The sequence below is a fragment of the Enterobacter sp. Res13-Sevr-PEC09-46 genome (genome assembly GCF_015672585.1).
Classification (GTDB): domain Bacteria; phylum Pseudomonadota; class Gammaproteobacteria; order Enterobacterales; family Enterobacteriaceae; genus Enterobacter; species Enterobacter hormaechei_C.
The window spans coordinates 1-24,980 of record NZ_JADABR010000009.1; the positions used below are offsets into that span (position 1 = coordinate 1).

Genomic DNA, 24,980 nt, shown 5'->3' on the forward strand with positions numbered 1-24,980 from the left:
CAGCGTGGAAAAGGTCGACGGCAGCAATATCTTTTATATTAAGGATAAAAAGCTGAATAAATCTGAAGATGATGCGGCGCCGGATGGCGTTGTAAACGAAATGTTACTTGATAATATCAACTTCTTCTATATTACCAGCGTAAAAAAACATGCGTGGTTAATTAAGGGGCTGGTGTTGCCTGTAATGATGTGTGTAGCTGTCCCGACGTCCTGATATTTCTCTTTATTGAAAAATCGATATTTATCTATTGCTCGGGAAATTGAGTAATTTACTCAATACGTAACAATAAGATACGAGAAATTTATTTATATTTTTATTGTTGCTCTCCGTCGAGTGAATTTTTCTGTATTGCCTCGTTATTTTGCGGCTGTCTATACTCCGCCTCGAAAAAGGGGCTCCCCTTTTTATACACGTGGATTCTTTTTTGAAGGACTAAATAAATGAACAAACTGAACGCTATCGTTCTGGGCTCCCTGCTGTCTGTTTCTGCCCTGAGCGCAGTTAATGCAGCTGAAACCACGGCTTCTGCCACCTGGCAGGCAACCGCGACCAAAGACAGCGAATCCGATCTGGTTGTTACGCCAACGCGTGCTTTGAACTTCGTTTACAGCGCCAATACCAAATCTTTCAACACCGATACCGGTCTGTTTGATGTGGCTATCCGTGGCGATCACTCTACGGCGACCAGCTTCAAACTCGAAGCTATCCTCGACGATTCAAACAACACGCTGTTCAGCGTGGGTGGTGAAGCGACCAAGCTGAAAGTGGGTGCGCGTTGGGGCGGTAACGACCTGGGCTCTATCGGTGGCACCGTGGGGGCGAAATCGACCGCATGGACCACGCTGGTTGATTCTTCTTCTAACACCGGCGTCTCTTCTGGCCTGTGGAACCTGACCACCAGCGCAGGCGCGGCGGCAGATACCGAAATTACCGGCCAGGACAAATTCGTCTTCTACGTTGACTCCGCTCAGGACAACGCGGGTACTGCGAAAGAGTTCAAAGACCTGACCAACAGCCTGTGGGAAGGGACCGTGTCTGTTGCGTTCCGCGCAACCTGGGGCTAAGGCCTGATCGATCCAGGGGCGCAAGCCCCTGTTTAGGGAAATAGCATGTTTAACCTCAAATCCACCTTCTTATTTTTATTATTTATCTCTTCCTCCGCGCTGGCCATTAATGTGGGAAAAGTCACCACCATTATTTCTGCGGATGCTGACTCCACCGCCAAGGAAATAAAAAACGAAGCAGACAGCGTGCGTATTGTTTCTGTTCGCGCACAGCGGATCAGCAGCCCAATGGATGAAGGGATCGTCATTAATCCGGAGAAAGTGGACGAACTGTTGCTGACGCCCACGCGCATGGTAATGCCCGCCGGTACCAGCAATATCGTCAAATTTTACTATCACGGGAACGCCGATAACAAAGAGCGTTACTACCGCATTACCTTCACGGATGAAGGGGTAAGCGAAGAGGTGGACAGCGGTTCGCCAAAAAACGGCACCGGGATGACGCGTGCGGTGGTGAGCACCATTCTGGTGGTTCAGCCCCGGGATAAGAAGATCGACTTCGTCTATGTGGCGGGAAAAATAACCAATAAAGGGAACACCTCGTTTCGCGTCAATGCGACCGGGACCTGCCTGAAGCCGAATCCGGAATCCCCCGGCACGCCGTGTAGCAAAAACTTCTACCTGATGCCAGAGACCTCGCGCGCTATCGAGGATATCAACGTTACGGATAACCATTTTCATCTCGGAATATGGGACCTGAAACAGTTCATTCCTGTTAAGTAAGGATGCATGGTGAAAAATAAATTAGTGTTGCCGGTGATGATGGCTTGCGCATCCGGCACGCTGCCCGCGCTTGCGCATGCAGCCTCAAGCTCCGTGGTTATCGCTAATTACCGTTTTCCCGACTCGCTTTATGCACTGCTGGAGCAGGGGATCAAAATTCCCGTCTATCTGGTGAATACGCGTCCACACTCAGCACAACAAGGGAACCACGAAGGCACGGCGAGCGAATATGTTCGTATCGGTGACGTGACGCTCTTTGCAAAAGATCTGAAGCTGGGGCTGAGGGATGTTCAGGTCCAGGAGTCTGATAACGGCATTCGTCTGTCAAAAGAGATGCGGGCGTTACTGCAAAGCATTAACGATAAGCAGTTTGATGGCCAGATGCGTATTCCGGTTAGCGCGGGTTCGGCGTTCGAACTGGATCAGAAAAAAATGCGCCTGTTGCTGAATCTGTCGCAGAGCGACTACGGGGTGAATATTCGCCCGCGTGAGGTGGATATTGATGCGCCGGAGTCTGACGACCTGAGCGGCACGTTCTCCTACAACCTCGGGGCGTATCACACCGAGAGCGGCTACGGTGACAGCTGGTCGTCGGGCTATCTGAACGCGAGAAACTGGATCTCAATGGGCGTCGATCATGTGCTGATCGATGGCTCTGGCTACGTCAACGAGAGCAGCAGCGATACCCAGATGAACGCGGTTATGTGGGAGCGCGACTATCAGGGGATGCGCTACGCCGCGGGCATGCTGAACGGCTGGGCGATGCAGTCTCTGGCGAGCGTCAGCGGGATTTCCGGCGGTGAAGTCTACGGCGTTTCCATGGGCAACCAGGCCAACTCCCGCAAGCGCGATAACACGCTCTCTCTGACGCCGGTGGTGGTCTATTTTCCCACGGCGGGCGAGGCCCGTATTCGTCGTGACGGGCAGCTTATCGGCATTCAGCGCTTTGACGTCGGCAACCATGAAATTGACACCAGCAGCCTGCCCTACGGGATCTACAGCGTCGAAGTTGAAGTGGTGAGCGGAAGCCGCACCGTGTCGCGCAGCATGTACACCGTAAATAAACCGTTCTCCAGCAACGTGTCGGAAACGCTGCGCTGGCAGATGTGGGGCGGGATGTATAGCCGCGATAAATCCGTCGTCAATTATAAAAAATACGCGAAACGCAAAAACGAGCAGGATAACACCTACTACTACGATTACGACACCAAACATAAAGACACCATGTCGCTGGTGGGAGCCTCGTTCAGCAAGCGCAGCGGGATGGTCGACTGGAACGCCTCTACCTACATGATGCGGGAACACATCGTCAGCGAGCTGTGGGCCTCCCTGAACCTGACGGGCTATTTCTCGGTGAATACCCAGACCATGGCCGCCTCCGACGGAACGTATCGCGCCAACTATGGGGCGAATCTCAGCCTGCCGTGGCAGATCGGCTCGGTGTGGTACTCCCATGAACAGCTCTCCAGCGGCAAGTTCCTGGATATCTATGAGAGCAAGGGCAACACCTGGGGCGCTTCCTTTAGCCTGCCGTCATTCGGCCTGCCCTCGGCAGGCAACCTGAGCCTGATGCGTCAGGAAGACGACCTCTATCGCTATAAACGCTATCAGCTGGACTACTCCCAGGGGTTATACGCCGGTCGCTACGGTACGGCGCGCCTGCGGGTGGGAATGTCGCGCAACAAATACGACGGGTATTACGAAGAGAAAGATCGTTACGTGATGCTCGATTTCGCCATACCGCTCGGCAATACCGTGTCGGTTGGCGTTTCCCACAATCGCGATACCGGCACGGCGCTGAACGTCAGCGCCAGCCGCCAGTTTGAGGGCGATTACCTGAAATCGGCTACCGCCAACGTCTCGAAAGCCTTTAACAGCCGCCAGGATCGCAGCGTAAGCGGCGGCGGCAGCGTGAACTTCGACACGCCGTGGAACAGCAACATCCTCAGCGTCCAGAGCGGCATGAGTAAAGGCTGGAACTCCACGCTGACCAGTGACGGCAGCGTGGGCTGGTCCAAAGAGGCCATCGCCGCCGGGAAAGGTACCGAAAGCGCAGGGGTGATTGTCAGTACCGGTCTCAAATCTGATGAAGCACTGACCCTGAAGCTTAACGGCCGGGCGGAACGCATCAAAGGGGATAAGACCTGGCTGTCGCTGCCGGCATACCAGGCTTATGACCTGGAAGTGATGAACAGTGAAACCGGTACGGAAAGCTATGAGATTGGCGCGAATGCGCGTCGCCATATCACGGTTTATCCGGGCAATACCGTGGTGATGAAGCCGCAGGTGAAGAAAATCGTCACCCTGTTTGGTCGTCTTGTGGATGCAAACGGGGCCCCGGTTGGCGCCATGCAGATCAAAAACCATGTCGGGCTGACCCGGACGGAAAACGACGGACGCTTCGTGATCGACGTTGATAAGAACAACCCTGTCCTGAGTATCGCCACGCCGGACGACAGCGTCTGCGAAGTGCGCCTGGACATCGAGTCTAACCGCGGTGCGCTGTGGCTCGGGGACATCTCCTGCGACAAAGGCGATTTTGTCTGGCAGGAAGCAAAAGGAACGCAGGAACGTGACGATGAAAAAGATATTCGCTCTTAATTTACTGCTGATGAGCGCGGCGGCCCAGGCGCAGGAGCTGCCCTATTTCGCCATTAATAACCCGGACAATAACGGTACGGGAAACAGCGCGGGGCTGTTTAGTCTGAACAGCACGTCGACCGCGTTTTTACACGGTTCGCGCGAGTGGCCGACCCTGAGTGCGAAAACGAATAACGGTATCGCCACTTACATCCCGGACAACAGCTACAGCGGTCCGGCAGGCAGCGCGCTGACCATCGACTTTTCGGTGACCGGTTCCAGCGCCTCTCCGTTCTTCAAAGGGACGGCGTGTTCCTCGTCCTGCGGCAACACGGGGTACACCCCGACGACCAGCTATACCGACACGTCGATGGTGGTTAAGCCGCCGGTGATGGAGCCCGGCACGTCATACGGGCGCTGGGTACTGGGCGATCCGTTCTTTAACTATCTGCTCAACGCCGCGCCAGGGGATGAAGTGACCATCACCTCCACGCCGCAAATCAGCTCCATCAACAAAGTGACCACCACCAATACGCTTCACAAGGTGGGCACGCTGACCATGACCAACGCCAGGGCGCTTAACCTGGGGATTGACCCGATCAGCGGTGAGGTGACGATTGTCGATGGATCAACGGGGGCCACCTGCACCAAATACACCCGCAACACGGTCTCTGGCGTCCTGTGCGACCTGCTCGAATACACGTTTGTTGGGGAGGATATCTCCGGTTACAACGGGGGGCTGGCGCTCACCTCTTCCCGCGTCAACAGCGTGCTGCAATCGCACATGAGCGGCGGCACCGGGCTTGCCGCCGAGCTGACCTTCGATGAAAACACCTGGTACAGTATCTCCGGCGGTATCCTGAGCGATACGCGTGTCCTGGCGAACACCTTCCTTGCAGCGCCGCAGAAAAACGGCGGCAAAGCGTCCCTTAAAATCTTTTTGCCGAAAGCGTTAATTCTGAGCGTGGCGCAGGCGGGGGACGGCAGCAACATTGGCAATATCGTCAGCCTGTGTCTGACGCCCGGCAACAGCTCGCTGGCGGCGGATTTCTGCTTCCAGCCGGGGGGCGGCCTGGTGATTAACCCTATCGAGCCCGGGCTGGAGATTGTGCCAGACAACCCGGATTACACCCTCGATCCTGACGGTCTGGGCGGCTCCGGGAAAGGCATTATCGGCGAAGCGCCCATTGAGATCCCCTACACCATCACCTACAGCGGGGCGCAAAAAGATGCGGCGATTGCGGTCACGGTAAAAGTCACCGGGCCTACCCAAAGCCTGAATGGGGTTGACTACTGCGCCTTTAGCGGCAACGGCTTCACGGTTCCCATTCCGGGCAACGTGCTGGTGGGGAAAAGCCAGACGCTGATGGCGCACAACTGTAAAGGCGAAGTACTGTCGATCCCGGCGCCGGCCACCCATGCGGAAGAGTGGGACAAAATGAGTTCCGGCGTGACCGATATGTGGCTCTGGAAAACACCGCTGATCCTCCAGTTCGTTATGGATAATCCGGTATCGAAAACCACCTATGACGGAAATAGCTGGTTTGGCGAAGTGACCGCGCAGGGAAGAATAGATGTTAGCGCATCCTGGAATTAATCAACCATGACTGGAAAATTCCTGGCTATTTTTGCAATAAATTGCTTCATTTCCACAGGGGCAAATGCTTTAATTATCGAAAGTCTGAATATTGATTTTCTTCCCGAAAGAGAAGTTGTTTTTCAGCCGATAAAAAACGATACCAGCGAGCGTCAGAATTATACCGTTTCGCTTATTCAGGTAGACGTTCCTAAAGAGAAGGGAAAAGAAACCGAAATAAAAGACGGCGAAGTCATGTATTCGCCTAAGCAATTAACGCTGGGGAGCGGTGAACGCGCGGGTTTTAAATTTTATTATACCGGCCCGCATGACAACAAAGAGCGATACTATCGCGTAAAATTCACCGAGACGCCGCTCCAGGCAAAGGTTATCACGCGCAAAGGCCAGCGCATCCAGTCGGATGTGGTGGTCTCGCTTGAGGCTATTTTGATTGTCCGTCCATGGACACGACATTTTGATTATGCGTTTAGCAACGGGGTGATGAGTAATACCGGGAATACCTATTTTAAATATGTTTCCTCGGTCGGGTGCAGTACGCAATACAACAATTCAAAATATATTCCGCCGGGGCAACGGCTGGAAATAGATAATGCCGGGCAGGCTGCAAGGCGGATGATTATTTATGGCAATAAAATCATTCCGCTTACCACCTGCCCGTAGCAACCGCTTTCCTTCATAAAAGGAAATTAGCCTTTAGCATCATGCTAAAGATCCATCACTACAGGAGATAAAAATGAAAGCGATTTCATTCGTAGAAGCGAAAGACATTATCGGTGGCGCGTTAAACCCGTTCGCTGGTCTGGTTAAAGGTGCACAGCTGGGTTACGACACCGGCGCAAGCATCATGGGCATGGTTGGCGGTGTGGTTGGCGGAATTCTGGGTGGCGCAATGGGCTTCCTGGGTGCGCTGGTTGGTAGCTACAACTAATTCACGTTAACAGGAAAAGACTCATGCAAGTTATTGATTTCAAAAAAGCACAGGCCATCATCGGTGGTTGGGATCCGTTTGCTGCCGCTATTCAGGGCGCAAGCGCGGGCTATAACGCGGGCAGCCAGATGTTAGGCGCGCTGGGCGGCACCATCGGCGGCGTGTTCGGCCTGGTGGGCGGCTTCATCGGCGGTTTCTTCAGCGCCTAAGCGAGAAGCACGTTGTACGCATGGCCCGCATTGCCGGGCCATTTTTTTATTTCAGCCACGGATCATTATGTTTTCGCTCTTTCAGTATAAAAAACAGGGTAAGACCCCTGTTATTCGCCAGCATGAATTTACCGAATGTGGACTGGCCTGCCTGGCGATGGTGTTGGGGCACTACGACCACCATGTCTCTGTCAGCCAGCTGCGCCGGGAGATTTCCGTTTCCGCCGATGCGGGAACCTCAATGGCGGAATTGATGACCCTTGCCAGCGATAAAAATATGTCTGGCCGGGTGCTTAAAGGCGAAATCACTGAAATAGAAACGTCTGAGCTGCCGCTCATCGCCTTCTGGCGCGGCAACCATTTCGTGGTCATCGTGAAGATCGACAGCCGCAGCGTGACCGTTCACGACCCGGCCAGCGGCGTGCGTCGTTACCGTCTGAAAGAGGCGGAAAAACTCTTTTCCGGCTATGTTCTTGAGCTTAAGCCCACGCCGTGCTTCGAAAAGAAATCCCCGGATGAAAAGCTCACGCTTGGCCGGTTAGCCAATAAATCCCCGAGCCTGTTCCAGCGCCAGCTGCTGCTGTTTGTGCTCTGTATTTTTACCCTCATCACCATGCTGGCAAGCCCCACCTACGTGCAGCTGATTATGGATGAGGCCATTTCCCGCAGCGACAGCGATCTGGTGATCCTGCTCACCGCGATCTTCGCTATTGTCTTTATCTTTGAAGTCATCGGTAAATTCCTCAAGCAGCTGCTTGAGATCCTGATGCGTAACATTGCCTATGACGATTTAAGCCAGTCCGTGCGCCACTACATGCTGCGCACCCAGACCAGCTGGTTCCGCTCGCGCCCGCCGGGCATCGTGCTGGCCATTGAAAAATCGCTCCACGCCTGCGCGGAGTTCATCAGCAATGGTTACGTGCAAATTCTCTTTTCCAGCCTGATCGCCGTCACCAGCCTGCTGTTTATGCTGCTGTATAACGTCAAAATTGCGCTGCTGACGATGCTGCTGATGGGCGTGTTTTTCCTGATCCGCTTTTCGCTGATCGGCCCCTATCAACGCGCGGTGGATGACTCCATCGAGCGCACCGCCCAGTATGAATCCCTGCTGGTGGAGACGCAGAAAGGGATCATTACGCTCAAAGCGAACAATATGGAGCAGGCCCGGGATGCGGTGATGGATAAATCCCAGCGCGAACACATCGCCGGGCTGATGCGTAAAGAGCGGCTGCTGGCCCGCTTTGACGTGGCTTCGCTGCTGGTGATCAATGCCGAGCAGCTGCTGGTGGTCTGCTTTGGCGCGTGGTTGATCCTGGAAGGGCAGATGAGCATCGGGATGCTTTACGCCTATATCAGCTATAAGCGCTATTTTTCCGATGCCATGGTGCAGGTGGCGCAGAAGCTGCTGGACAAAAATGCCCTCAAGGGGCCGCTGGATCGCGTGGGCGACCTGCTGTTTGCCCCCTCTGAAACCAGCCAGTTTGGGAAGCGGATTGTCACCTCGCCGGTCTGTCTGCAATTTGAGGATGTCTCATTTGCCTATCCTGGCCGGGAGGCCACGCTACAGCATATCAATATGACCCTGAAGCAGGGCGAAGAAGCGGTGATTGTGGGCCAGAGCGGGTCGGGAAAAACCACGCTGCTGCGTCTGATCTCCGGCATGCTGCTGGCATCGTCTGGCACGCTGCGGATCAATAAGATCCCCATTGAGGAGTGCGATCTTTCCTCGCTGCGTCAGCACATCCGCATCGTCCATGCGGACGATATTCTCTTTACCGGCTCGATTCTGGACAACATCGCCTGCTTTGACAGCGCACCGGATAAAGAGCAGGTCATTGCCGCGTGTCGGCTGGCGGAGGTGGACCACGTCGTCGCCAGGCTGCCGCACGGCTACGAAACGGAGATGCTGCCGGGGAACACCTTTTTCTCTGCCGGGGAGATGCAGCGTCTGGTTCTGGCGCGCGCCCTGTACAGCCAGCCTAAGCTTCTGCTCTGTGACGAAGTGACGGCGAACCTGGATAAAACGACCGCGCAGAAAGTGCTGGCGAACCTGCGTAGCCTGGGGATTGGCCTGGTGTTTGTCACCCACTCGCCGGACGTGGTGGGCTGCCAGGGGCGTCTCTATACCATGGAAAACGGCACCCTGCGGGAGAGTGAGCAATGATGTTTCTGCCGCGTCTCTATGCGCGACTCTGCGCGCGCCAGGCCGGGCGCACGCTGCTGGCAAACCGGATCACGCAAAACTACAGCCAGTTTATGCGCTGCCCGGAGACCGATGTCCCGGCTGATTTTCTGCATCAGAACGCCCATGAGCTGAGCGGGTTTAACTTCGTGGAGCAGATCTTCCCGCCCGCGCTTTGGGCGCGCAACGTCCGCTTCGATCTGCACGCGTACGTGGCGCAGTGGACGCAGGAGCAGGCGTTTTACAGTTCATCTCGCACCCTGCTTCTGGGAATGCGCTGGGCGGGCTTTGGTCTGATCGTGGATGCGCTGCTCGCCACCGCGCCAGCCGATGTGCGCTTTCAGTTTATTACCCGTCACCCTGCGCTGCATAAGCTAATGGCCGCGCACGAAGGCCGACGCGCCAGCTCGTTTTTCGCCCCTCACCGCCTGGTGACGGTGCTGCTGATGGACGAACGCCTGCCGGATGCGCCGCTGTTCTCCACCCAGGCAGGGGATCAAAAGGCGTGGTTAACGGATGTCTCAACGCGGTTTTTATCGCGCTATGGCTACAGCGTCCGAACGCTGCTGCCGATCTGTTCGCTGCATGCGGTGGAGTTTGGGCTGGAGAGTCAGGCGTATGCGCCAGAGGATTACCGTCAGGCCGCCGCCGACACGCTGAACGCGCTGCGCAAAACCCCCACGCTCTGGAGTGCATGGGACGATCTTTCAGTGATTTATCATGGATGACATATCGTGAAATTAAAAAACCGAAGCCGACAGCGGCGGGCGCTGATCCCGCATCATTTCTCAAAAAGCTATCACATCAACGCGCCACGGCTGAAAGCCGTGCTGACCTTGTTCATCACCTTTTTTCTCTGCCTGCTGGTTTTTGCCATCGTCTTTAATTTTTCGGAAACCACGCTGGCACGTGGGGTGCTGATCCCGGCGCAGGGCGATGTGGAAGTCCGCGCCCGGGAGTCCGGTACGCTTGTGGATTTTGCCGTACGGCCAGGTCAGTACGTGAAGGAAAACGATCCGCTGTTCACCGTGTCGCAGGACTATGGCGGCAAGCAGGGCTCGGTAGTGCAGTTTGACCGCCAGCAGATGGAAGCGGAGAAGAAGCGCAGCGAGCAGCGCATCCAGGCCATTGAGGACTCGATTGCGTCGTATCGCAAAAATCTGGCGCAGCAGCTGGCTCTCACTGACAAGCAGATCGCCGTTTCCCGCGATAAGGTGAAGAAGCTGCGCGCGTTGTTAAAAAACAGCACCGACACCTACGAGGCGTGGAAATCCGTCTCCGGGAAGGGCTATGTCTCCAAAGTGGATCTCGATAAAAGCCACAACGATGTGCTCAATGCGCAGCTCAACCTGACGCTGGAGGAGAGCACTATTCTTGAGCTTGAGGCACGAAAAACCAGCCTGACCGACAGCACCCAGTCGCAAATTGACTCTCTGAGCGAAGAGCAGCTGTATGTGAAAAACCGCATCAGCGAAATTGACCGCAACCTGTCCAGCCGGGGAAGTTCCACCATGGCGATGCTGGCCCCTTCCGACGGTTACGTGGTGGCGATTAACTTCCCGCCTGGCCGGGCCATTACGCAAAATAGCGAGGTGGTGGTGGTGATCCGTAAAAATACCGCGGCGACGATGGAGGGGTACCTGTATGTTCCGGCAACGGGGGTGGGGCGCGTGGCGAAAGGCGATAAGGTCAAGCTGCGCTTCGACTCCTGGCCCGTAGACAAATACGGTTCCGTGGAAGCGACGTTGTCCGATTTCTATGAGGTAAACATTGATGCCCATTCGGCGCTGATCCCGCTCCAGGAGGGGCAGAACTACTACCTGGCTAAAGTGCGCGTCCCCTCCTGGTTTACCGACCCGGACAAGAAAAAGCGCATGCTGATGGGCGGAATGACGGTGAACGCCGATATCGTTATCGATCGTAAGCCGCTTATCAATCTGCTGATTGCGCCGCTGGAAAGGGTACGCAAGCGGTTTATCGATTGACCCGATTTCATCGATCATCGCCCTTTAGCCCACATTCTTAACGGCACCCTGGGGCTATTCTCCTTCTCATACCAACCGGAGGATAGCCCATGAACATTACGCAAATTCGCAATGCCACCCAGCTGATCACTTACGCGGGAAAACGCTTTTTAATCGACCCAATGCTGGCGCCAAAAGGCACTTATCCGGGTTTTCCCGGCACGGCGCGGGCTGATATTCGCAACCCGATGGTCGATCTTCCCGTTGACGTTCAAACGCTTCTGGATGCTGACGCGGTGATCGTCACCCATACCCATGCCGATCACTGGGATCAGTACGCCGTTGAGCTGATCGCCAAAGGCAAGCCGATCTACGTGCAAAATGATAGTGATGCCGCGCTGCTGCGCAGCCAGGGATTTACCAACCTGACGATCATGACCGGGGAAACAACGTACGGCGATATCCGGATAGTGAAAACCCACGGCGGCCAGCACGGTACTGACCGCGCTTACGCCGTGCCGGAGCTGGCAGAGTTTCTGGGGGAAGCCTGCGGCGTGGTGTTCCGTCATCCCGATGAGAAGACGCTTTATATCGCAGGGGATACCATCTGGCGCGATGCGGTGGCGGCCGATCTGCAAAAGCACCAGCCGGATATCGTCGTGCTCAACGCCGGTTACGCTCATGTCATTGGGTTTGGGCCGATTATCATGGGGGAAGAAGATCTGCTTAACGTGCATTTCCTGCTGCCGCAGGCGAAAATCGTGGCGACCCATATGGAAGCTCTCAACCACTGCCTGCTGACCCGCCGCGCGCTGCGCGAGTATGTTGATGCCAACGAGGCAGGTGACGCGGTGAGCATTCCCCAGGACGGCGAAACCGTTATATTCTGACTGTTAAAGGGGACAGGAGAGACAGATGCCGCTTATTAACGTTGCCATTGTCGCGGTGGACGGGTTTAGCCCGTTCCACTACTCCGTCCCCTGCATCCTGTTTGGCGACACGGTATCCGGGGAAAAGCGCTTTAACGTCACGATCTGCGCTGAAAAACCGGGATTCCTGAACTCGAAAGACGGTTTTGCCCTGCATGCGACGCAGGATTTTTCCGCGATCGCATCGGCTGAAATTGTGGTTGTACCCTACTGGCAGCACGTTCTGGAGCGCCCGCCTCAGACGCTGCTCGACAGCCTGGTTCAGGCCAGAGACAACGGGGCGGAAATTGTTGGGCTGTGTCTGGGATCGTTTGTGCTGGGCTATGCGGGCATACTCAGCGGCAAACGGGCCGCCACTCACTGGGAGTTTGAACGCCAGTTCCAGTCGCTATTTCCGGACGTCCGACTGGATATCAACGCCCTCTACGTGGATGACGGTAATATGATTACCTCGGCGGGTACCGCCGCCGCGCTCGACTGCTGTTTGTATATCATCCGCCAGCGCTTTGGCAGCGTCGTCGCCAATCAGATTGCCCGCCGAATGATCGTCCCGCCGCACCGAGAGGGCGGGCAGGCGCAGTTTATTGCGCAACCTGTGCCGAAAGATACCCGTGATGGGCGGATTAACTGTCTGATTGACTACCTTCAGCAGCATATTTCCGAACCGCATAACCTGGACTCTCTTGCGGAAGTGGTGTCGATGAGCCGGCGCACGCTGACCCGCCATTTTATCAAGGCGACGGGCATGAGCGTTGCCGACTGGCTTACCGCCGAGCGCCTGCGGCGCAGCCAGATCCTGCTGGAGTCCGGCAACCTGCCAATCGAAAACGTCGCCGGGCAGGTGGGGTTTTTATCAGCGGTGACGTATCGGCAGCAGTTTAAGGCGCGCTTTGGCGTCAGCCCGGCGGAGTGGCGCAAGACGTTTCGTACTCGCCAGTAGGCCAGGTAAGCGTAGCGCCACCTGGCAATTACCCCAGCCTCTCCATCCTCGTCTCCCCCTCCGCCATCGACAGCTGATACAGCGAAAACGATCGGTGCTTCTCAATCAAATGCGCCAGCTCCGGCGAGTGGCTGGTGAGCCAGATCTGCGAATAGCGGCTGGCCTCGGCAATGAGGCTTGCCAGGGCGGGCAGCATCTGCGGATGCAGGCTGTTTTCCGGTTCGTTGAGGGCGATGAATGCGGGAGGGCGCGGGCTTAACAGCGCCACCGCCAGGCACAAAAAACGCAGCGTGCCGTCGGAGAACTCTGCCGGTTCCAGCGGTCTGCTCAGCCCCTCGCGCTGCATCATCATGCGGAAGCGCCCGCCGGTGTTGTCGCTGTAAAACACGCAGCCGGGGAAGGCCTGGTCGAGAATGCGCATCAGCAGCAGCTCGTCGCCAATTTCGACAATGGTCTGAAACGCGGCGGCCAGGTTCGCGCCGTCGCTGGCCAGCACCGGGGAACGAAAGCCCACCTGCGGGGCACGGATCGCCGAGCCGGATGAGACGGAAAACTCGTGATAAAATCGCCAGTTACGCAGGGACTCGCGCATCTGCGACACTTCGGGGTAGAGGTGCGGTTCACCGAGCTGACCGAACACCGACTCGTTCTCATACAGCGTGCCGCTGTGGGTCACTTTTTCGTGATGCACGTTGTTCAGGAATACCGCCTGATTCTTACGCTTCATCAGCTGTGACGACGGGCGACGGTGCTGTCCGCCGAGCCAGATAGATTCCTCCTTGATCACCGGATCGAGCTGAAACTGTGAGGGGTAGGGCAGCTTTTCCACGAACCCGACCTGAAGCTCATATTCATAGGTTTCCGTTTCCACCGCCAGGTTCATGCGTCGCAGCTGGTCGCTGCGGGTTTTTCCCGCCCAGAACACTTTCAAAATTCCCCCCTCGTTCGCCAGCGCCTGGGAGAATTGCCCCTGCGCCGCGCTGTGCATCAGGTAAATCGCTTTATAAATATTAGATTTTCCGGTGCCGTTGGGGCCGAACACGATATTGAGCTGTTCCAGCTCAAGCGACATATCGCGAATTGAGCGGTAGTTCTGAATATGCAAATTTTTGATCATCGGGGTACTCCGCTGTGCACGCTTAACCTGTACAGAATTACAGTATTTTACGCTGAGCGCAAAAAAAAGACGACAGTGAGGGTGTCGTCTAAACGGGGTACTGCTTTGGGCCTCTGTGGGTCAACAGGGCCTTCGCTTCTTTCTTATCAGGTAACGGCCAGACGCAGACCCAAATCATCAGGATAGGGATCAAAGTAGTTTTGCGTCATCAGATACCGGTCAGGGTATTCAGCCAGATAATGCTTCAGCAGCGTCAGCGGCGCGAGGATCGGCAGCAGCCCGTCCCGGTAATGCAGGATCACATCCCGCAGTTCTCCACGCTGGCGGCTGTTCAGCTGGTTACGGAAATAGCCCTGAATGTGCATCAGCACGTTAGTGTGATTCTTCCGCGAAGCGGGTTTTTTCAGGATGGTCATCAGCTTGTCACGATAGGTCACGAAAAACGCGTCCAGATCGTCCCACTCGTGCAGTGAAGCCACGAACGGACCAATTTCACGGTAGCCTGCCTGATGGTGCGCCAGAAGCTGAAGCTTATAGCGGCTGTGAAAGTCCAGCAGGGCACGGCGCGTCAGGCCATTTTTACGCATTACGTTCAGTTCGTGGAGAGCGAAAACGCGCTCAACAAAGTTTTCCCGTAGTACCGGATCGTGCAGGCGACCGTCTTCTTCGACGGGCAGCCAGGGGAAAGTTTCAAGGAGGGCGGCGGTGAACAGCCCGACACCCTCCTTGCGGCCCCGGTTGCCGTTTTCGTCGTACAGCCGCACGCGCTCCATGCCGCAGCTGGGGGATTTTGCACAGACGATAAAACCCGCCAGATCGCCGATTTTCGGCAGATAATCTGCCGTAAATGCGGCCATCTTCTGCGTAACGTCATCGTGCGGCGCTTTGCTGAACCGCATTTCTGTCTCGCCGCCGGTGGTCATCACCAGACGCAGCGCCGGACGAGGCGTGGGCAGGCCGATAGCCATTTCAGGGCATACCGGACGGAAAGCGACCCACTGCGCCAGCTCATCCATCACAAAGCCCATACGCTTATGCCCGCCGTCAAAGCGAACGGCGGAACCGGTCAAACATCCGCTAATACCCAGCACAGGTTTTGTTGTCATGGTGTGCACCTCCCGATCTCATACCTAAAAGTTACACAACAATGCGTATTTGTCCAAGTACTGGCGGGATTATTTTTAAATCGTCTTTAAAATCAAGAGCAATCAGCTGCCCTTGTAGGTTGAGTAACCGTACTGGCTGAGCAGAAGCGGGATATGCAGTTTTTCATTGGTGCGGGTGACGGTGAACAGCACCGGAACTTCCGGGAAGAAGGAGTCCAGCTTTTTGCCGTGGAAGTAATCTGCGGTTTTGAAGGTCACTTTATACACGCCAGGCGCCATATCCTGATCCTGCGGATAGAGCGATTTGATGCGCCCGTCGTGGTCGGTTTTACCGCTGGCAATCGGGGTCCACTTGTCCTGCTCCTGCTTCTCCAGCGTGACGGTCACATCCGCTGGCGGCATACCGGTTTGCTGGTCCAGAACGTGAACGCTCAGGGTGCCTGCCGGGGCGCTGAACGCGGCAGGCGCGAAAGCCATTGCAGCCAGCATCATCAGAGGGAGTGTCTTTTTCATCGTGTTTTCCTGTTGAGTTGTCGGTGACAGGAAAACGTTAGCACTCGCTGCGCGAAAAAATATTCAACTTTTCGTGAAGATTGCCACAGCAGAAAATAATCAGAGGATAATCACCTCAAGGGAAACCTGCTGCTGCCACTGTGCAACCTGCTTTTTCCGCGCGGCGGTAAGTTTACCGCTGGTGACCAGCAGCCATTTGCGGTCCGGGAAAATTTCCGGGGCCAGCGCGGCAGGGGGAACCGGCAGTATGTCGATGCGGTGGCCCTGGCCGGTGCGCGTCAGAGCTTCAAGCCAGATCTCACACGGGTCGTTCAGATGCCAGCCGCTGATGAGGATGTTATCGCCCGGCGCTTTTTTATCGCCCTCAAGGCAAAACGAGGTATAGGCGATGAGGATGCCGTCGAGGATCTCACGCAGCGTCATGGCGGCGGCGACGTTCGCCGAAATCTGGCTGCGCAACGGACGCAGCACGTTAGTGACCAGCTCTGGCCTTGGGTATTCGCGTCCGGCGTCGTAAATCATCTGACGCAGGGACTCAATTTTCCCCTCCTGCAACTTTTGCAGCATGGCCTGTTGCAGGGTTTGCCAGTTATTGGCGCGGCGCGGCGCAGGGCGTTCCAGCAGTGATTTTACCTGACCGATGGGTACGCCTTTTTTTACCCAGTCGAGGATTTTCAGCGCCTGCTGAACGTCCTCATCGCTGTACAGGCGGTGACCGCCGTCCGTACGCTCGGGTTTGAGCAAGCCATAGCGTCGCTGCCACGCCCGCAGCGTGGTGGCGGTGATGCCGCTGAGTCTGGCGAATTCGCCGATGGAGTAAGCCATGTCTGCATCCGAAGAGAAGGAGTTGTCTCAATATACTACGAATATTCCCCGACGGGATGAAGCGCCGCACGGGTGCGCTACACTTAACGTCCAACCGCGTAAATGAAAGGAGTTCTCATGAGGCTATGGCCTGTCGTTACCGGTGTCGCCATTGCGCTGACGCTGGTTGCCTGTAAATCTCCCACGCCGCCGAAAGGCGTGCAGCCCATTACCGGCTTTGATGCCAGCCGCTATCTCGGCAAATGGTATGAAGTCGCCCGACTGGAAAATCGCTTCGAGCGCGGTCTGGAACAGGTCACCGCGACGTACGGCAATCGCAGCGATGGCGGTATCAGCGTACTGAACCGCGGCTACGATCCGGTGAAGAAAAAATGGAATGAGAGCGAAGGAAAGGCGTACTTTACCGGCGAACCGACCACGGCTGCGCTGAAGGTATCGTTCTTCGGCCCGTTCTACGGCGGCTATAACGTGATCAAGCTGGATGATAAGTACCAGTACGCGCTGGTCAGCGGCCCGAACCGTGACTATCTGTGGATTTTATCGCGCACCCCGACCATTCCGGATGCGGTAAAACAGGACTACCTGAACACCGCACGCGAGCTGGGCTTCCGGGTCGATCAGCTGGTGTGGGTGAAGCACTAACCTACTGATACGAAAAGGTGATGCTTGCCAGGGCGTTGGCCGAGCCGGGGACCAGTTCACCGGTTCGGATGTACTGCGCCTGGAACGGCAGGGACAGCGTTTGTGCCGAGCTGGTGGTCTGGATGAAAAACTGTCCCGTCGTACCTGCGGACGAGCTGTCCGGCCCCATCATCAGCGGCCCGGTACCGTTATAGAAAAACTGTACGCCAATGCCGGAGGCCGTGGAGTCCCCGGTCAGCGTCACGACCGACGAGGTATTTGACGGTGTGGTCTGATCGGTCATCACTGCGTTAACCGCCACGTTCTCATCGCAGGTCAGGCTGACGTTAAACTCCCCCGACGGCGAGGTGCTGCCTACGCTGGGCAGCGTGTGAACATCAATGGTGCCCAGGTCGACGTTGGCGCTTTTTGTGCCTACCGTGCAGCCGCTTGCCGTCACCGTGATGGTGGTGGGGTTGATGATCACCTGCGCGGTTTTCACTTCGTTGTTATAGGCCGTCAGGATCGCCGCGTTAATGGTCGGGGTCTGGTATACGCCGGATTTCAGCGGAACGCCGGTCTTGATAAACGTCACTTTTGCCGACCAGCCCAGTGCGGTGGCGTAACCGTTAGTCCCATCGGCCGGATAGCTCTGCGTAATGCCCGTCTGCATCGGGACATAGGTGGTGCCGTTATAATCTTTAAGCCCAAGAATGAAGCCGATGCCGGGCACGCCCGTTTCAAATACCATGTAATTTGCGCCATCAAGAATAACCGTGATGCCGGTGGCGGTTATACTGCTGCTCGGCTCCAGCGTCCCTTTGGAGCAGGTAAATACCAGGCCGCACCAGAACACTTCCGAGACGCTCGCAGAGGCGCTCCATTCAGAGCCGATCGTCTTTCCAGGCACGATGGAGTCTGCCGGGCCGGACCACGACATAGGCGTTGGCGAAAGGGTGATATCCGATGTCCAGGAGAGGGCAAGTGCCTGAGAGGACATGAAAAACAGGGCTAAAAACAGTAAACGCATTATTGATACTCCGTCGTCCAGGTTGCCACTGCCGAAACGTCTCCGGCATTGACCGGCGCACCCGTGGCGGCCAGTCGCGCATAGAAGGTCATTTTTACGCTGTCATCCCCCGCCGCGCCGTAAGCAGCGGTTTGGGTGTCCAGCGGGATAAGTACGCTGTCTTTATCCAGAATCTGCACCGCCACGCCGGTCGCGCCGCCGTCAGCGACTTTCAGAAGCTGCGGGTTCTCGTCATCCGGCGTACCGCTGAAGCGGATTTTCACGCCAGCAAAGGTGGGGCCGCACGCTTCAAGGGTGAGCGTGAAGGGCGTTTTGATATTGCTGACCGCGCCCGCCTCGCTAAATTGCTTCACGCCGAGGGTGCCCAGCGGCACGTTTTGCTCCTTCGAATCTTCCGAGACAATGCAGGTATTGCCGATCACGTTGCCGGTCACGGAAACCAGCACGTCATAGCCGCGCGCGGGAACGGTGATGAACATCAGCAGGATCAGGGGGAGGAACCGGATGGTTACTGACATATGACCTCCTGGGAATAAAGCCCGGTGCGGGCGTGATAATTCTGCGGGTTCAACGCATAGCGGATCGTGCAGCGCTGGGCGCTGTTGCGCCCCCATACGGCATGCAATGTTCCCTCCGCTGACAGGCCGGTCAGATACACGCTGCCGCCGTCGCCGACGATACCGCTGGCTTTGTCATCCTCTGACGAGACCAGCGTACCGAAGGGGAGCACGTCTTTAGCGTGACGTACGATAAACATCGCTTTTGCCCCCTGACGCGTGGTGAGGGTGGCGCGAACCAGTGCCCCGTCGGTGGGGATTTTATTGGCGATGGCGTTCTCAAGTTCCACGTCATTGCCCACGGTGGTGACATCCAGCGCAACCTGATTAACGCGATACGGCGTGGCGTACGGGATCACCGCATAGCCCCGGCTGTCGGTTTTGATGCCCTTGTGGTTGAGCACGGCGACATGACTGGCGCCCGGGGCTTTCACCAGAATATTGGTGTTCCCGAGCGGCTGGCTCAGCGTCAGACCATCCTCATGCAGCACCGCACCGCCGCTCATCCCGTAACTGAGGTTGCGGGAGTCACCGGCGTAGCTGTAGCCCAGGTTATAGTCTCCCCACGCGCCCTCGTATTGCAGCGCGGCATCGCCGCCGTAGTGCTGCTGCGCGCTGTAGCGCTGGTTGACGCTATAGAAAAGATTCTCCTGCCCCGGCAGATAACCACTGACACCGGTACTGGCGGTGGTGCCAGCGGGATCCGCATGGGTAGCGGTAAAACGGAGACGGGTCGACAGCGCCGGGTTACCCAGCGGCACCGACAGGGACAACGCGAGGATATTGTCTTTCTTGTTGTCGTACAGGCCAGAGCTACGCTGGGCGCTGATGCCAAGCGACAGGTTACGAAACGTCGCGTTCCACGCGAACTGCAAACTTTGCGTGGTTTTTGACGTATTCCAGTAGGTTTGTTGATCCCAGGACAGCGACAGCGCGCCGTATTCGCCCATCGGCTGCGACAACAGCAGCTGATTTTTTGCCTTACGCGACATATGCAGGTTGTAAACCGTGTCGTAGTGAGTGGTGACGGTGCCATCGTCTTCCACGGTCTGTTTTGGCGCTCCGCCCGCCATGCCTTTGTAAGTGGTATCGCTGAGGGTATAAAACCCTGCCGTTGAGTAACGCAGCGAGAAGAAATTGACTCGCGTACCGATATCGTTCAGCAGCTTGCTGTACCGCAGGCGCACCGAATCACCGGTGTAGTGCTGGTTATCAGCCAGCTGGCTGCGGGCATGGGTGAGGTCGAGGGAGTAGGCGCCAAAGCGGCCGAGATTCTGCCCGATACCGAAGGCCAGGCCGTTGTAGCGATCGGAAAACTGCGCCCCGCCATAAAACGTGAGGCCGTATCTCCAGCCCAGGAACAGCTCGCCCTGCGCGAAGGAGGGCGAGATCTGATTGCCCGCAGGGCGGTATTTCCCCGCCCCCAGAGCATATTTGACCTGACCGTTACGCACCAGATTCGGCACGCTGGCAAAGGGCAGGGTGTATTGCGTCTGGCTACCGTCGCTCTCCTGAATGGTGACCGCGAGATCGCCGCCGGAAGAGGTCGGATAGAGATCTTTCAGCACAAACGCCCCCGGCGGAACGGAGGTTTGATAGATGACGTTACCGTTCTGGCGAACCGTCACCGTGGCATTGCTGCGCGCGATGCCACGCACTTCGGGCGCGTAACCGCTCAGGCTGGCGGGCAACATATTGTCATCGGTCTTCAGGGCAACCCCACGCAGGCCAACGGCGTCAAACACCTGCGATGAGGTGAACGTTTCACCGGCATAAACCTGGGCACGCAGGGCGCGGATATCCCGCTGTAGCCAGGTCTGGACGTGGGTGAGCTCGTTACTCTCTTTGGTCCACGTGGTGAAATCACGTAGCCGCCATGCGCCCAGGTTGGCGCCGCTGTTTAGGCTCACAAACAGCTGTTGTTCCCGCGTGCGCGTCTCGCCCCGGTAGTCATTATTCGCGCCATTAACCACATAGTTCAGCCACGCGGCAGGGATGCCGGACTCCCAGCTCTCCGGGCTGACGTACCCGCGCGGCATATTGCGCATCGCGCTTTGCGGTACGGTGAAGTTGAGGGTAAGCGTCCTCTGGTCAAAATCAAACCGGGTATCGGCGAATGACTGGGTTAAAAAAATGCACCGCTGCGCAGGCGGCAGCTCACCCCCTTTAGCCTGACGGCTGTCGATGCCAAGTGCGGCGAATTGCGCAGGCGTAAGGCACGGCAGGGCTTCACCGGCGGTGTTTTCAGCGACGCGAAACGTGACGTTACCTGTGAATGCGAACTGGGTGTTGATATATACGTTAAGATTGTACTCGCCCGGCGGCAACGCGCTCCCGGCGTTGACCCAGGCGAGATCGGCGCTGTTGGCGCGCTCGCCGTTGAGAAACGCAGGATTAAATTGCAGCTCGCTTTCGGCAGCCACGGCTTGCCGAATCACCAGGGCGATCGCCGTGGCGCACAGGATTTTAATTTTCATGTGGTCACGCCTTACTGTTTTTATTATTGGGACAATGACGTGCGGGTAACGGGCGTCCAGGCCCCATAATCGTTAATCGTCTGGTAGCTCATGCTGCTCGCATGGCTGAAGGTGTCTGCCAGCGTCACGCTGGATTTCGGCGGCACCATGACGGGCGACACCGGCCTGCCATCAATTTTCACGTTAATGGTGGTGAGGTAATACGGCGTTGGGTTGGTCAGCGTGACCTTGCCCGCGCGGTAGGCGCCGGCAAGGTTTTTCCATGCCTCCCCTGCACCTTCCCTGAGCCGCTCCGGGCGATAAAAGACCTTGATGCGGTTGGCAGAGGCGAATTGCAGCGAATTGCCGGAACCGTTTTTAACCTGCTGTGGGATAGCTTTGACCGTCATCCAGTACAGCGTCTCGCGATCGGCTGGCAGGGCGTCGCCGCTGAACATGATTTTCACCGCGCTTTCGCTGGCGGGCTTCATGACGTACAGCGGCGGCGTGATGACGAAGTCGTTGGTACGGCTCCCTTTCTCGTCTTCCATCCAGGACTGGATCAGAAACGTGGCATCAGGGTGGGTATTTCTTACCTGCATCATCGTCTGCGTAGCCGCGCCGGTGTAGATCAGCCGCGTTGCGCCTAACCCCACGCCGCCTGCGTACACGGCGGATGAACATAACGTGCCAGCCAGACAAATCCATGTGTTTACGCGCATAGTGCGTCTCCTGAAAGCTGAGTCAGACCCGGCCAGCAGACCGGGCCTGAAGATTACGAATAGGTCACGGTGTAGGTGGCGACCGCGCTGGCATCACCCGCCGTGGCGTTGCCCAGTGGGGAGTAATATTTCGCGCTGAAGTTCAGGATGTTCGCCCCTGCACGCAGGGGGATCGCTGCTGCCGGCTCACCCAGCCTGACGACGTTGCCCTGTTCGTCATAAAGACGGATAGCGACATGCTGCGCCGAGCCCGCGCCGCCGTTTACTCCCGCGGCCAGGCTATTCACATCGGTACTGTCCGGTGTACCGGTGAAGGTGATAGCCACGGTCGTTGCGGCAATAGGGTTATCTTCCGTGGACGCGGAGGTATCGGCGATTTCGCAATCTTCCAGGGTGATGGAGAAGGCTTTTGCGGTACTGGCTTCACTGCCTGCGGCAGCCAGCGTGGCGGTACGCACTTCACCCATGTCGACGTCGATATTGGCGCTACCGGCGCTGATGGCACAGGCGGAGGTCACCACTTTACCGCTGAAGTTAACCGTGCCGCCGCTGGTGGTGGCGGCCAGTGCTGCGCCCGCTGGCAGCAGGGCGGCAATGCTTAATGCCAGCAGAGAATGGCAAGTAAGGCGTGCTTTCATTTCATAGTTCCTTGATTTTTTTATTACGAGATTTGCTCTGAAAGCGGCAGGTCTAACTGGTTAAAAAGACCAGCAAATCTGTCTTATTCCTGAGCCCGAGTTTCCTTATCGCTGAGCTTTTTAAGGCGCTCACGCGGCGATAAGAAAGTTTCTCCAGTTCTGCGATGTAACGTATATCCAGTCCGTTCCTGAGTTCCTTTAATACCCTCCTTTCTCCAGGCGTCAGCGATAACGCCGCTGGCTGCTTTTGGGGCCGATAATGGCTATCGACCATTTTTGCTAGCTTTATCCGCCACTGATAAACCGTGTTCTGTAGCGAGATATAGGCATCAATATCTTCCCGGACCCATAACAGGGAATGGGCAGAGGTTGAGTACAGGCAGATAATCACTTCAGGCTGCGTGACTTTGATTTTTTTTAAATATTTCAGTGAGTCATACCCTGTATGGTATTTCTCTGCGCCGGATATAAATAAGATATCGATACGAATCGACGACAGCGCCTTATCCAGTTCCTGATAACCTCCTTCGATGATAATGATGTGAAGGTCGTCGCGGATGCTGCTTAATAACGTTTTAATGCCGTTTCTTGCATAATGATCGCCGCCCATCAGTGCAACAGTTATATACTGTGTTATTTGGCTATTGTTCGTCATGTTATTCCTCGATTTATAATAGTAATCAGGCGAATTATTTATAAGGTTATCGCCAGTATTCTCGAAGCAATGACGTATTGCATACTGTAGGCCTACTATACGTCGGCCAATAAAGAGGTAATCTGAATTAATCTAAAATTGTATTAATTACTAAGATCGAGACCGGTTACGACGCTTCCCTCTGATTGGTCTTATTCCGCTTCGCTTTCTGTAAATTATGATAGCCGCTATTTTTAATGAAAATTTAGCTTTGATAAATGTTTTGTAAGGAGTTTGTCGTCTGGTGTCAGTGCGGGTGTGAAGTTGCTGACGGGGAATAACAATTTACGAATGTTATCATCGATAAAAACTGATAGAAAGGTGGCTTAAAAGCATACAAAAACCATGTAAGTTATTGATATTGGTCAGGTTGAGAAAACTTAAGGCTTAAGGGTGCTGAATATTTCAGACACGCATGTCCGTGGCGTACAATGTTTTTTTATGTAGATATTTGTCAATGTCAAGAGGCGAGAAGTGCGCCAAAAGATGAGGCCCTGATAAATGAGATGCTGCCGGTAGTCAGATACTTCTGTGGAGCGGAAATTCACTTCACAAAACATCATAATGAGGATGATCGCGGATGAAGCGGCTCTGCAAGCCGCATTCTACAAGGGTTGAGTTCTTATGCAGGTTCAGTGAAGCTTAAGGGATGAAATATAAATTAAGATTTTTCGCCAATGGCGAAGATATACAGCATGACGTTAATCAGTCACATTAATCCCGACGTGAATGTCATCCCATACATGCGGTGACCCAGGTTCAACATCTGTTAACCGGAGAATTCATACTGCCCCTATGCATAAGCATTACATTATAAATAATATCGTCGAATTTCATCCTGCGGCCAGCACGTTACGTGATATCAACAATCCTGACCGTGTGGTTGTGTTAAATTCGCCAGCAGGCCGATGCCTGTTGTTATTAATCGACAGAGCGGGGTCGATTGTCACTCAGCAAGAGTTCCTTGATATTGTCTGGCAAAGCCGCGGCATGCTTGTCTCCTCCAATACCTATTACCAGAACATCTCCATCCTGCGCAAAGGGCTCAAAAAGATTGGTTTTGAAACTGACCCTATCGTTACCATTCCGCGGATTGGGTTGACGCTGGCAAGCGACACGCAAATAACCGTCAGAGAGTCTTCACCCGTCGCGCCTCAACCCGCAGAGGAACAATGTGGGGAGGCGCCAGCGATCGAGGAGGTCTCTGCACCCTCCGAGCCAGCAACACCCGTTGCCAGGAAGCCCACGCGCTGGCTGGCTGTTGTCATGGGTCTATTGATCGTCCTGGCCGGGGCAGGCGTGACGGGATATATGAACGCCACAGAAAACCGTTTTGTTGAGGATTACCGTTTTGCGGCATCCGTCGGAGCCTGTCGCGTTTATCTTGCGAACGACATTCAGACTCACGCTGAACGCGCTTCAGCGCTGACCTATGTGGAACAATTCAAGGCTGAATGCGCGCAATATCCCTGGGTTTACATCAGCTGGTACGCTCTGCTTCCTCGTGCGTCGGTTATTCGCTGCGACCGGCCAATGAAAGAACCGAACCGCTGTATATCTGATTATTTCCTGAAGGATAGCTAG

At 55.7% G+C, this 24,980-nt stretch carries 24 protein-coding genes and 1 pseudogene; 15 read left to right on the forward strand and 10 right to left on the reverse strand.

The window, feature by feature from the left end; translation table 11 throughout:
* The 13 genes and pseudogenes from IMQ56_RS05210 to IMQ56_RS05270 form a co-directional block, all read left to right on the forward strand.
* Nucleotides 1-214 (forward strand): annotated as a pseudogene (locus IMQ56_RS05210) (hypothetical protein); the annotation flags it as partial.
* Between the two features lie 227 nt (nt 215-441).
* Nucleotides 442-1,065: a common pilus major fimbrillin subunit EcpA gene (locus IMQ56_RS05215; protein ID WP_003860995.1), complete on the forward strand. Its 624-nt coding sequence runs from the start codon at nt 442-444 to the stop codon at nt 1,063-1,065.
* A gap of 45 nt (nt 1,066-1,110) precedes the next feature.
* Nucleotides 1,111-1,788, forward strand: a complete 678-nt coding sequence (locus IMQ56_RS05220) for a pilus assembly protein (RefSeq protein WP_015570085.1) — start codon at nt 1,111-1,113, stop codon at nt 1,786-1,788.
* A 6-nt stretch (nt 1,789-1,794) separates the two neighbouring features.
* A complete protein-coding gene (locus tag IMQ56_RS05225) occupies nt 1,795-4,389 on the forward strand; it encodes a CS1-pili formation C-terminal domain-containing protein (protein WP_032620742.1) in 2,595 nt (864 codons plus the stop codon).
* Complete coding sequence (locus tag IMQ56_RS05230; RefSeq protein ID WP_023302845.1) at nt 4,367-5,965, forward strand: hypothetical protein; 1,599 nt, start codon at nt 4,367-4,369, stop codon at nt 5,963-5,965. Before IMQ56_RS05225 ends, IMQ56_RS05230 begins: the two co-directional genes overlap by 23 nt.
* Nucleotides 5,966-5,971: 6 nt before the next feature.
* Nucleotides 5,972-6,625: a hypothetical protein gene (locus IMQ56_RS05235; RefSeq protein WP_063932404.1), complete on the forward strand. Its 654-nt coding sequence runs from the start codon at nt 5,972-5,974 to the stop codon at nt 6,623-6,625.
* Between the two features lie 73 nt (nt 6,626-6,698).
* Nucleotides 6,699-6,893, forward strand: coding sequence for a hypothetical protein (locus IMQ56_RS05240; RefSeq protein WP_013094846.1), 195 nt, complete (start codon nt 6,699-6,701; stop codon nt 6,891-6,893).
* Nucleotides 6,894-6,916: 23 nt separating this feature from the next.
* On the forward strand, nt 6,917-7,102 hold the full coding sequence (locus IMQ56_RS05245) for a hypothetical protein (RefSeq protein ID WP_001196016.1): 186 nt from the start codon (nt 6,917-6,919) through the stop codon (nt 7,100-7,102).
* A gap of 67 nt (nt 7,103-7,169) precedes the next feature.
* Entirely contained in the window at nt 7,170-9,266 is a 2,097-nt protein-coding gene (locus IMQ56_RS05250) for a peptidase domain-containing ABC transporter (protein ID WP_017383654.1), read from the forward strand.
* A complete protein-coding gene (locus IMQ56_RS05255; RefSeq protein WP_017383653.1) occupies nt 9,263-10,012 on the forward strand; it encodes a hypothetical protein in 750 nt (249 codons plus the stop codon). Before IMQ56_RS05250 ends, IMQ56_RS05255 begins: the two co-directional genes overlap by 4 nt.
* 6 nt (nt 10,013-10,018) lie before the next feature.
* A complete protein-coding gene (locus IMQ56_RS05260) occupies nt 10,019-11,269 on the forward strand; it encodes an HlyD family efflux transporter periplasmic adaptor subunit (RefSeq protein WP_017693988.1) in 1,251 nt (416 codons plus the stop codon).
* Nucleotides 11,270-11,358: 89 nt separating this feature from the next.
* Nucleotides 11,359-12,138 carry an MBL fold metallo-hydrolase gene (locus tag IMQ56_RS05265; RefSeq protein ID WP_017693987.1) on the forward strand — a complete coding sequence of 260 codons (780 nt, stop codon included), beginning with the start codon at nt 11,359-11,361 and terminating at the stop codon, nt 12,136-12,138.
* 25 nt (nt 12,139-12,163) lie between these two features.
* Nucleotides 12,164-13,117, forward strand: a complete 954-nt coding sequence (locus IMQ56_RS05270; protein ID WP_017383650.1) for a helix-turn-helix domain-containing protein — start codon at nt 12,164-12,166, stop codon at nt 13,115-13,117.
* A gap of 28 nt (nt 13,118-13,145) precedes the next feature.
* On the opposite strand, the gene IMQ56_RS05275 is transcribed toward IMQ56_RS05270, so the two are convergent.
* The 4 genes from IMQ56_RS05275 to IMQ56_RS05290 form a co-directional block, all read right to left on the reverse strand.
* Complete coding sequence (locus IMQ56_RS05275) at nt 13,146-14,234, reverse strand: AAA family ATPase (RefSeq protein ID WP_023295682.1); 1,089 nt, start codon at nt 14,232-14,234, stop codon at nt 13,146-13,148.
* A gap of 146 nt (nt 14,235-14,380) precedes the next feature.
* Entirely contained in the window at nt 14,381-15,340 is a 960-nt protein-coding gene (locus tag IMQ56_RS05280; RefSeq protein ID WP_015570076.1) for a DUF523 and DUF1722 domain-containing protein, read from the reverse strand.
* 102 nt (nt 15,341-15,442) lie between these two features.
* Nucleotides 15,443-15,853: a hydroxyisourate hydrolase gene (gene uraH, locus IMQ56_RS05285; RefSeq protein ID WP_022650126.1), complete on the reverse strand. Its 411-nt coding sequence runs from the start codon at nt 15,851-15,853 to the stop codon at nt 15,443-15,445.
* A gap of 99 nt (nt 15,854-15,952) precedes the next feature.
* Complete coding sequence (locus IMQ56_RS05290) at nt 15,953-16,678, reverse strand: MerR family transcriptional regulator (protein ID WP_017383646.1); 726 nt, start codon at nt 16,676-16,678, stop codon at nt 15,953-15,955.
* A gap of 117 nt (nt 16,679-16,795) precedes the next feature.
* On the opposite strand from IMQ56_RS05290, the gene IMQ56_RS05295 reads away from it, so the two are divergent.
* The gene (locus IMQ56_RS05295) at nt 16,796-17,320 is read left to right on the forward strand and encodes a lipocalin family protein (RefSeq protein WP_032652079.1); all 525 of its coding nucleotides are present in this window, start codon (nt 16,796-16,798) and stop codon (nt 17,318-17,320) included.
* Between the two features lies 1 nt (nt 17,321).
* On the opposite strand, the gene IMQ56_RS05300 is transcribed toward IMQ56_RS05295, so the two are convergent.
* From IMQ56_RS05300 to IMQ56_RS05325, 6 genes are read right to left on the reverse strand one after another with little or no spacing between them, the layout of a single operon-like run.
* Nucleotides 17,322-18,329 (reverse strand): fimbrial protein, encoded by a 1,008-nt coding sequence (locus IMQ56_RS05300; RefSeq protein WP_032104015.1) that lies wholly within the window; start codon nt 18,327-18,329, stop codon nt 17,322-17,324.
* Nucleotides 18,329-18,847, reverse strand: a complete 519-nt coding sequence (locus IMQ56_RS05305) for a fimbrial protein (protein WP_015570071.1) — start codon at nt 18,845-18,847, stop codon at nt 18,329-18,331. Before IMQ56_RS05305 ends, IMQ56_RS05300 begins: the two co-directional genes overlap by 1 nt.
* On the reverse strand, nt 18,838-21,363 hold the full coding sequence (locus tag IMQ56_RS05310; RefSeq protein WP_196063548.1) for a fimbria/pilus outer membrane usher protein: 2,526 nt from the start codon (nt 21,361-21,363) through the stop codon (nt 18,838-18,840). The genes IMQ56_RS05305 and IMQ56_RS05310 overlap by 10 nt, the downstream gene beginning before the upstream one ends.
* 23 nt (nt 21,364-21,386) lie before the next feature.
* A complete protein-coding gene (locus tag IMQ56_RS05315; RefSeq protein ID WP_017693983.1) occupies nt 21,387-22,064 on the reverse strand; it encodes a fimbria/pilus periplasmic chaperone in 678 nt (225 codons plus the stop codon).
* 53 nt (nt 22,065-22,117) lie between these two features.
* On the reverse strand, nt 22,118-22,702 hold the full coding sequence (locus IMQ56_RS05320) for a fimbrial protein (RefSeq protein WP_032668879.1): 585 nt from the start codon (nt 22,700-22,702) through the stop codon (nt 22,118-22,120).
* A gap of 52 nt (nt 22,703-22,754) precedes the next feature.
* Entirely contained in the window at nt 22,755-23,357 is a 603-nt protein-coding gene (locus tag IMQ56_RS05325) for a LuxR C-terminal-related transcriptional regulator (RefSeq protein ID WP_196063549.1), read from the reverse strand.
* A gap of 834 nt (nt 23,358-24,191) precedes the next feature.
* Here IMQ56_RS05325 and IMQ56_RS05330 point away from each other — a divergent pair.
* Nucleotides 24,192-24,980: a winged helix-turn-helix domain-containing protein gene (locus IMQ56_RS05330; protein ID WP_032668878.1), complete on the forward strand. Its 789-nt coding sequence runs from the start codon at nt 24,192-24,194 to the stop codon at nt 24,978-24,980.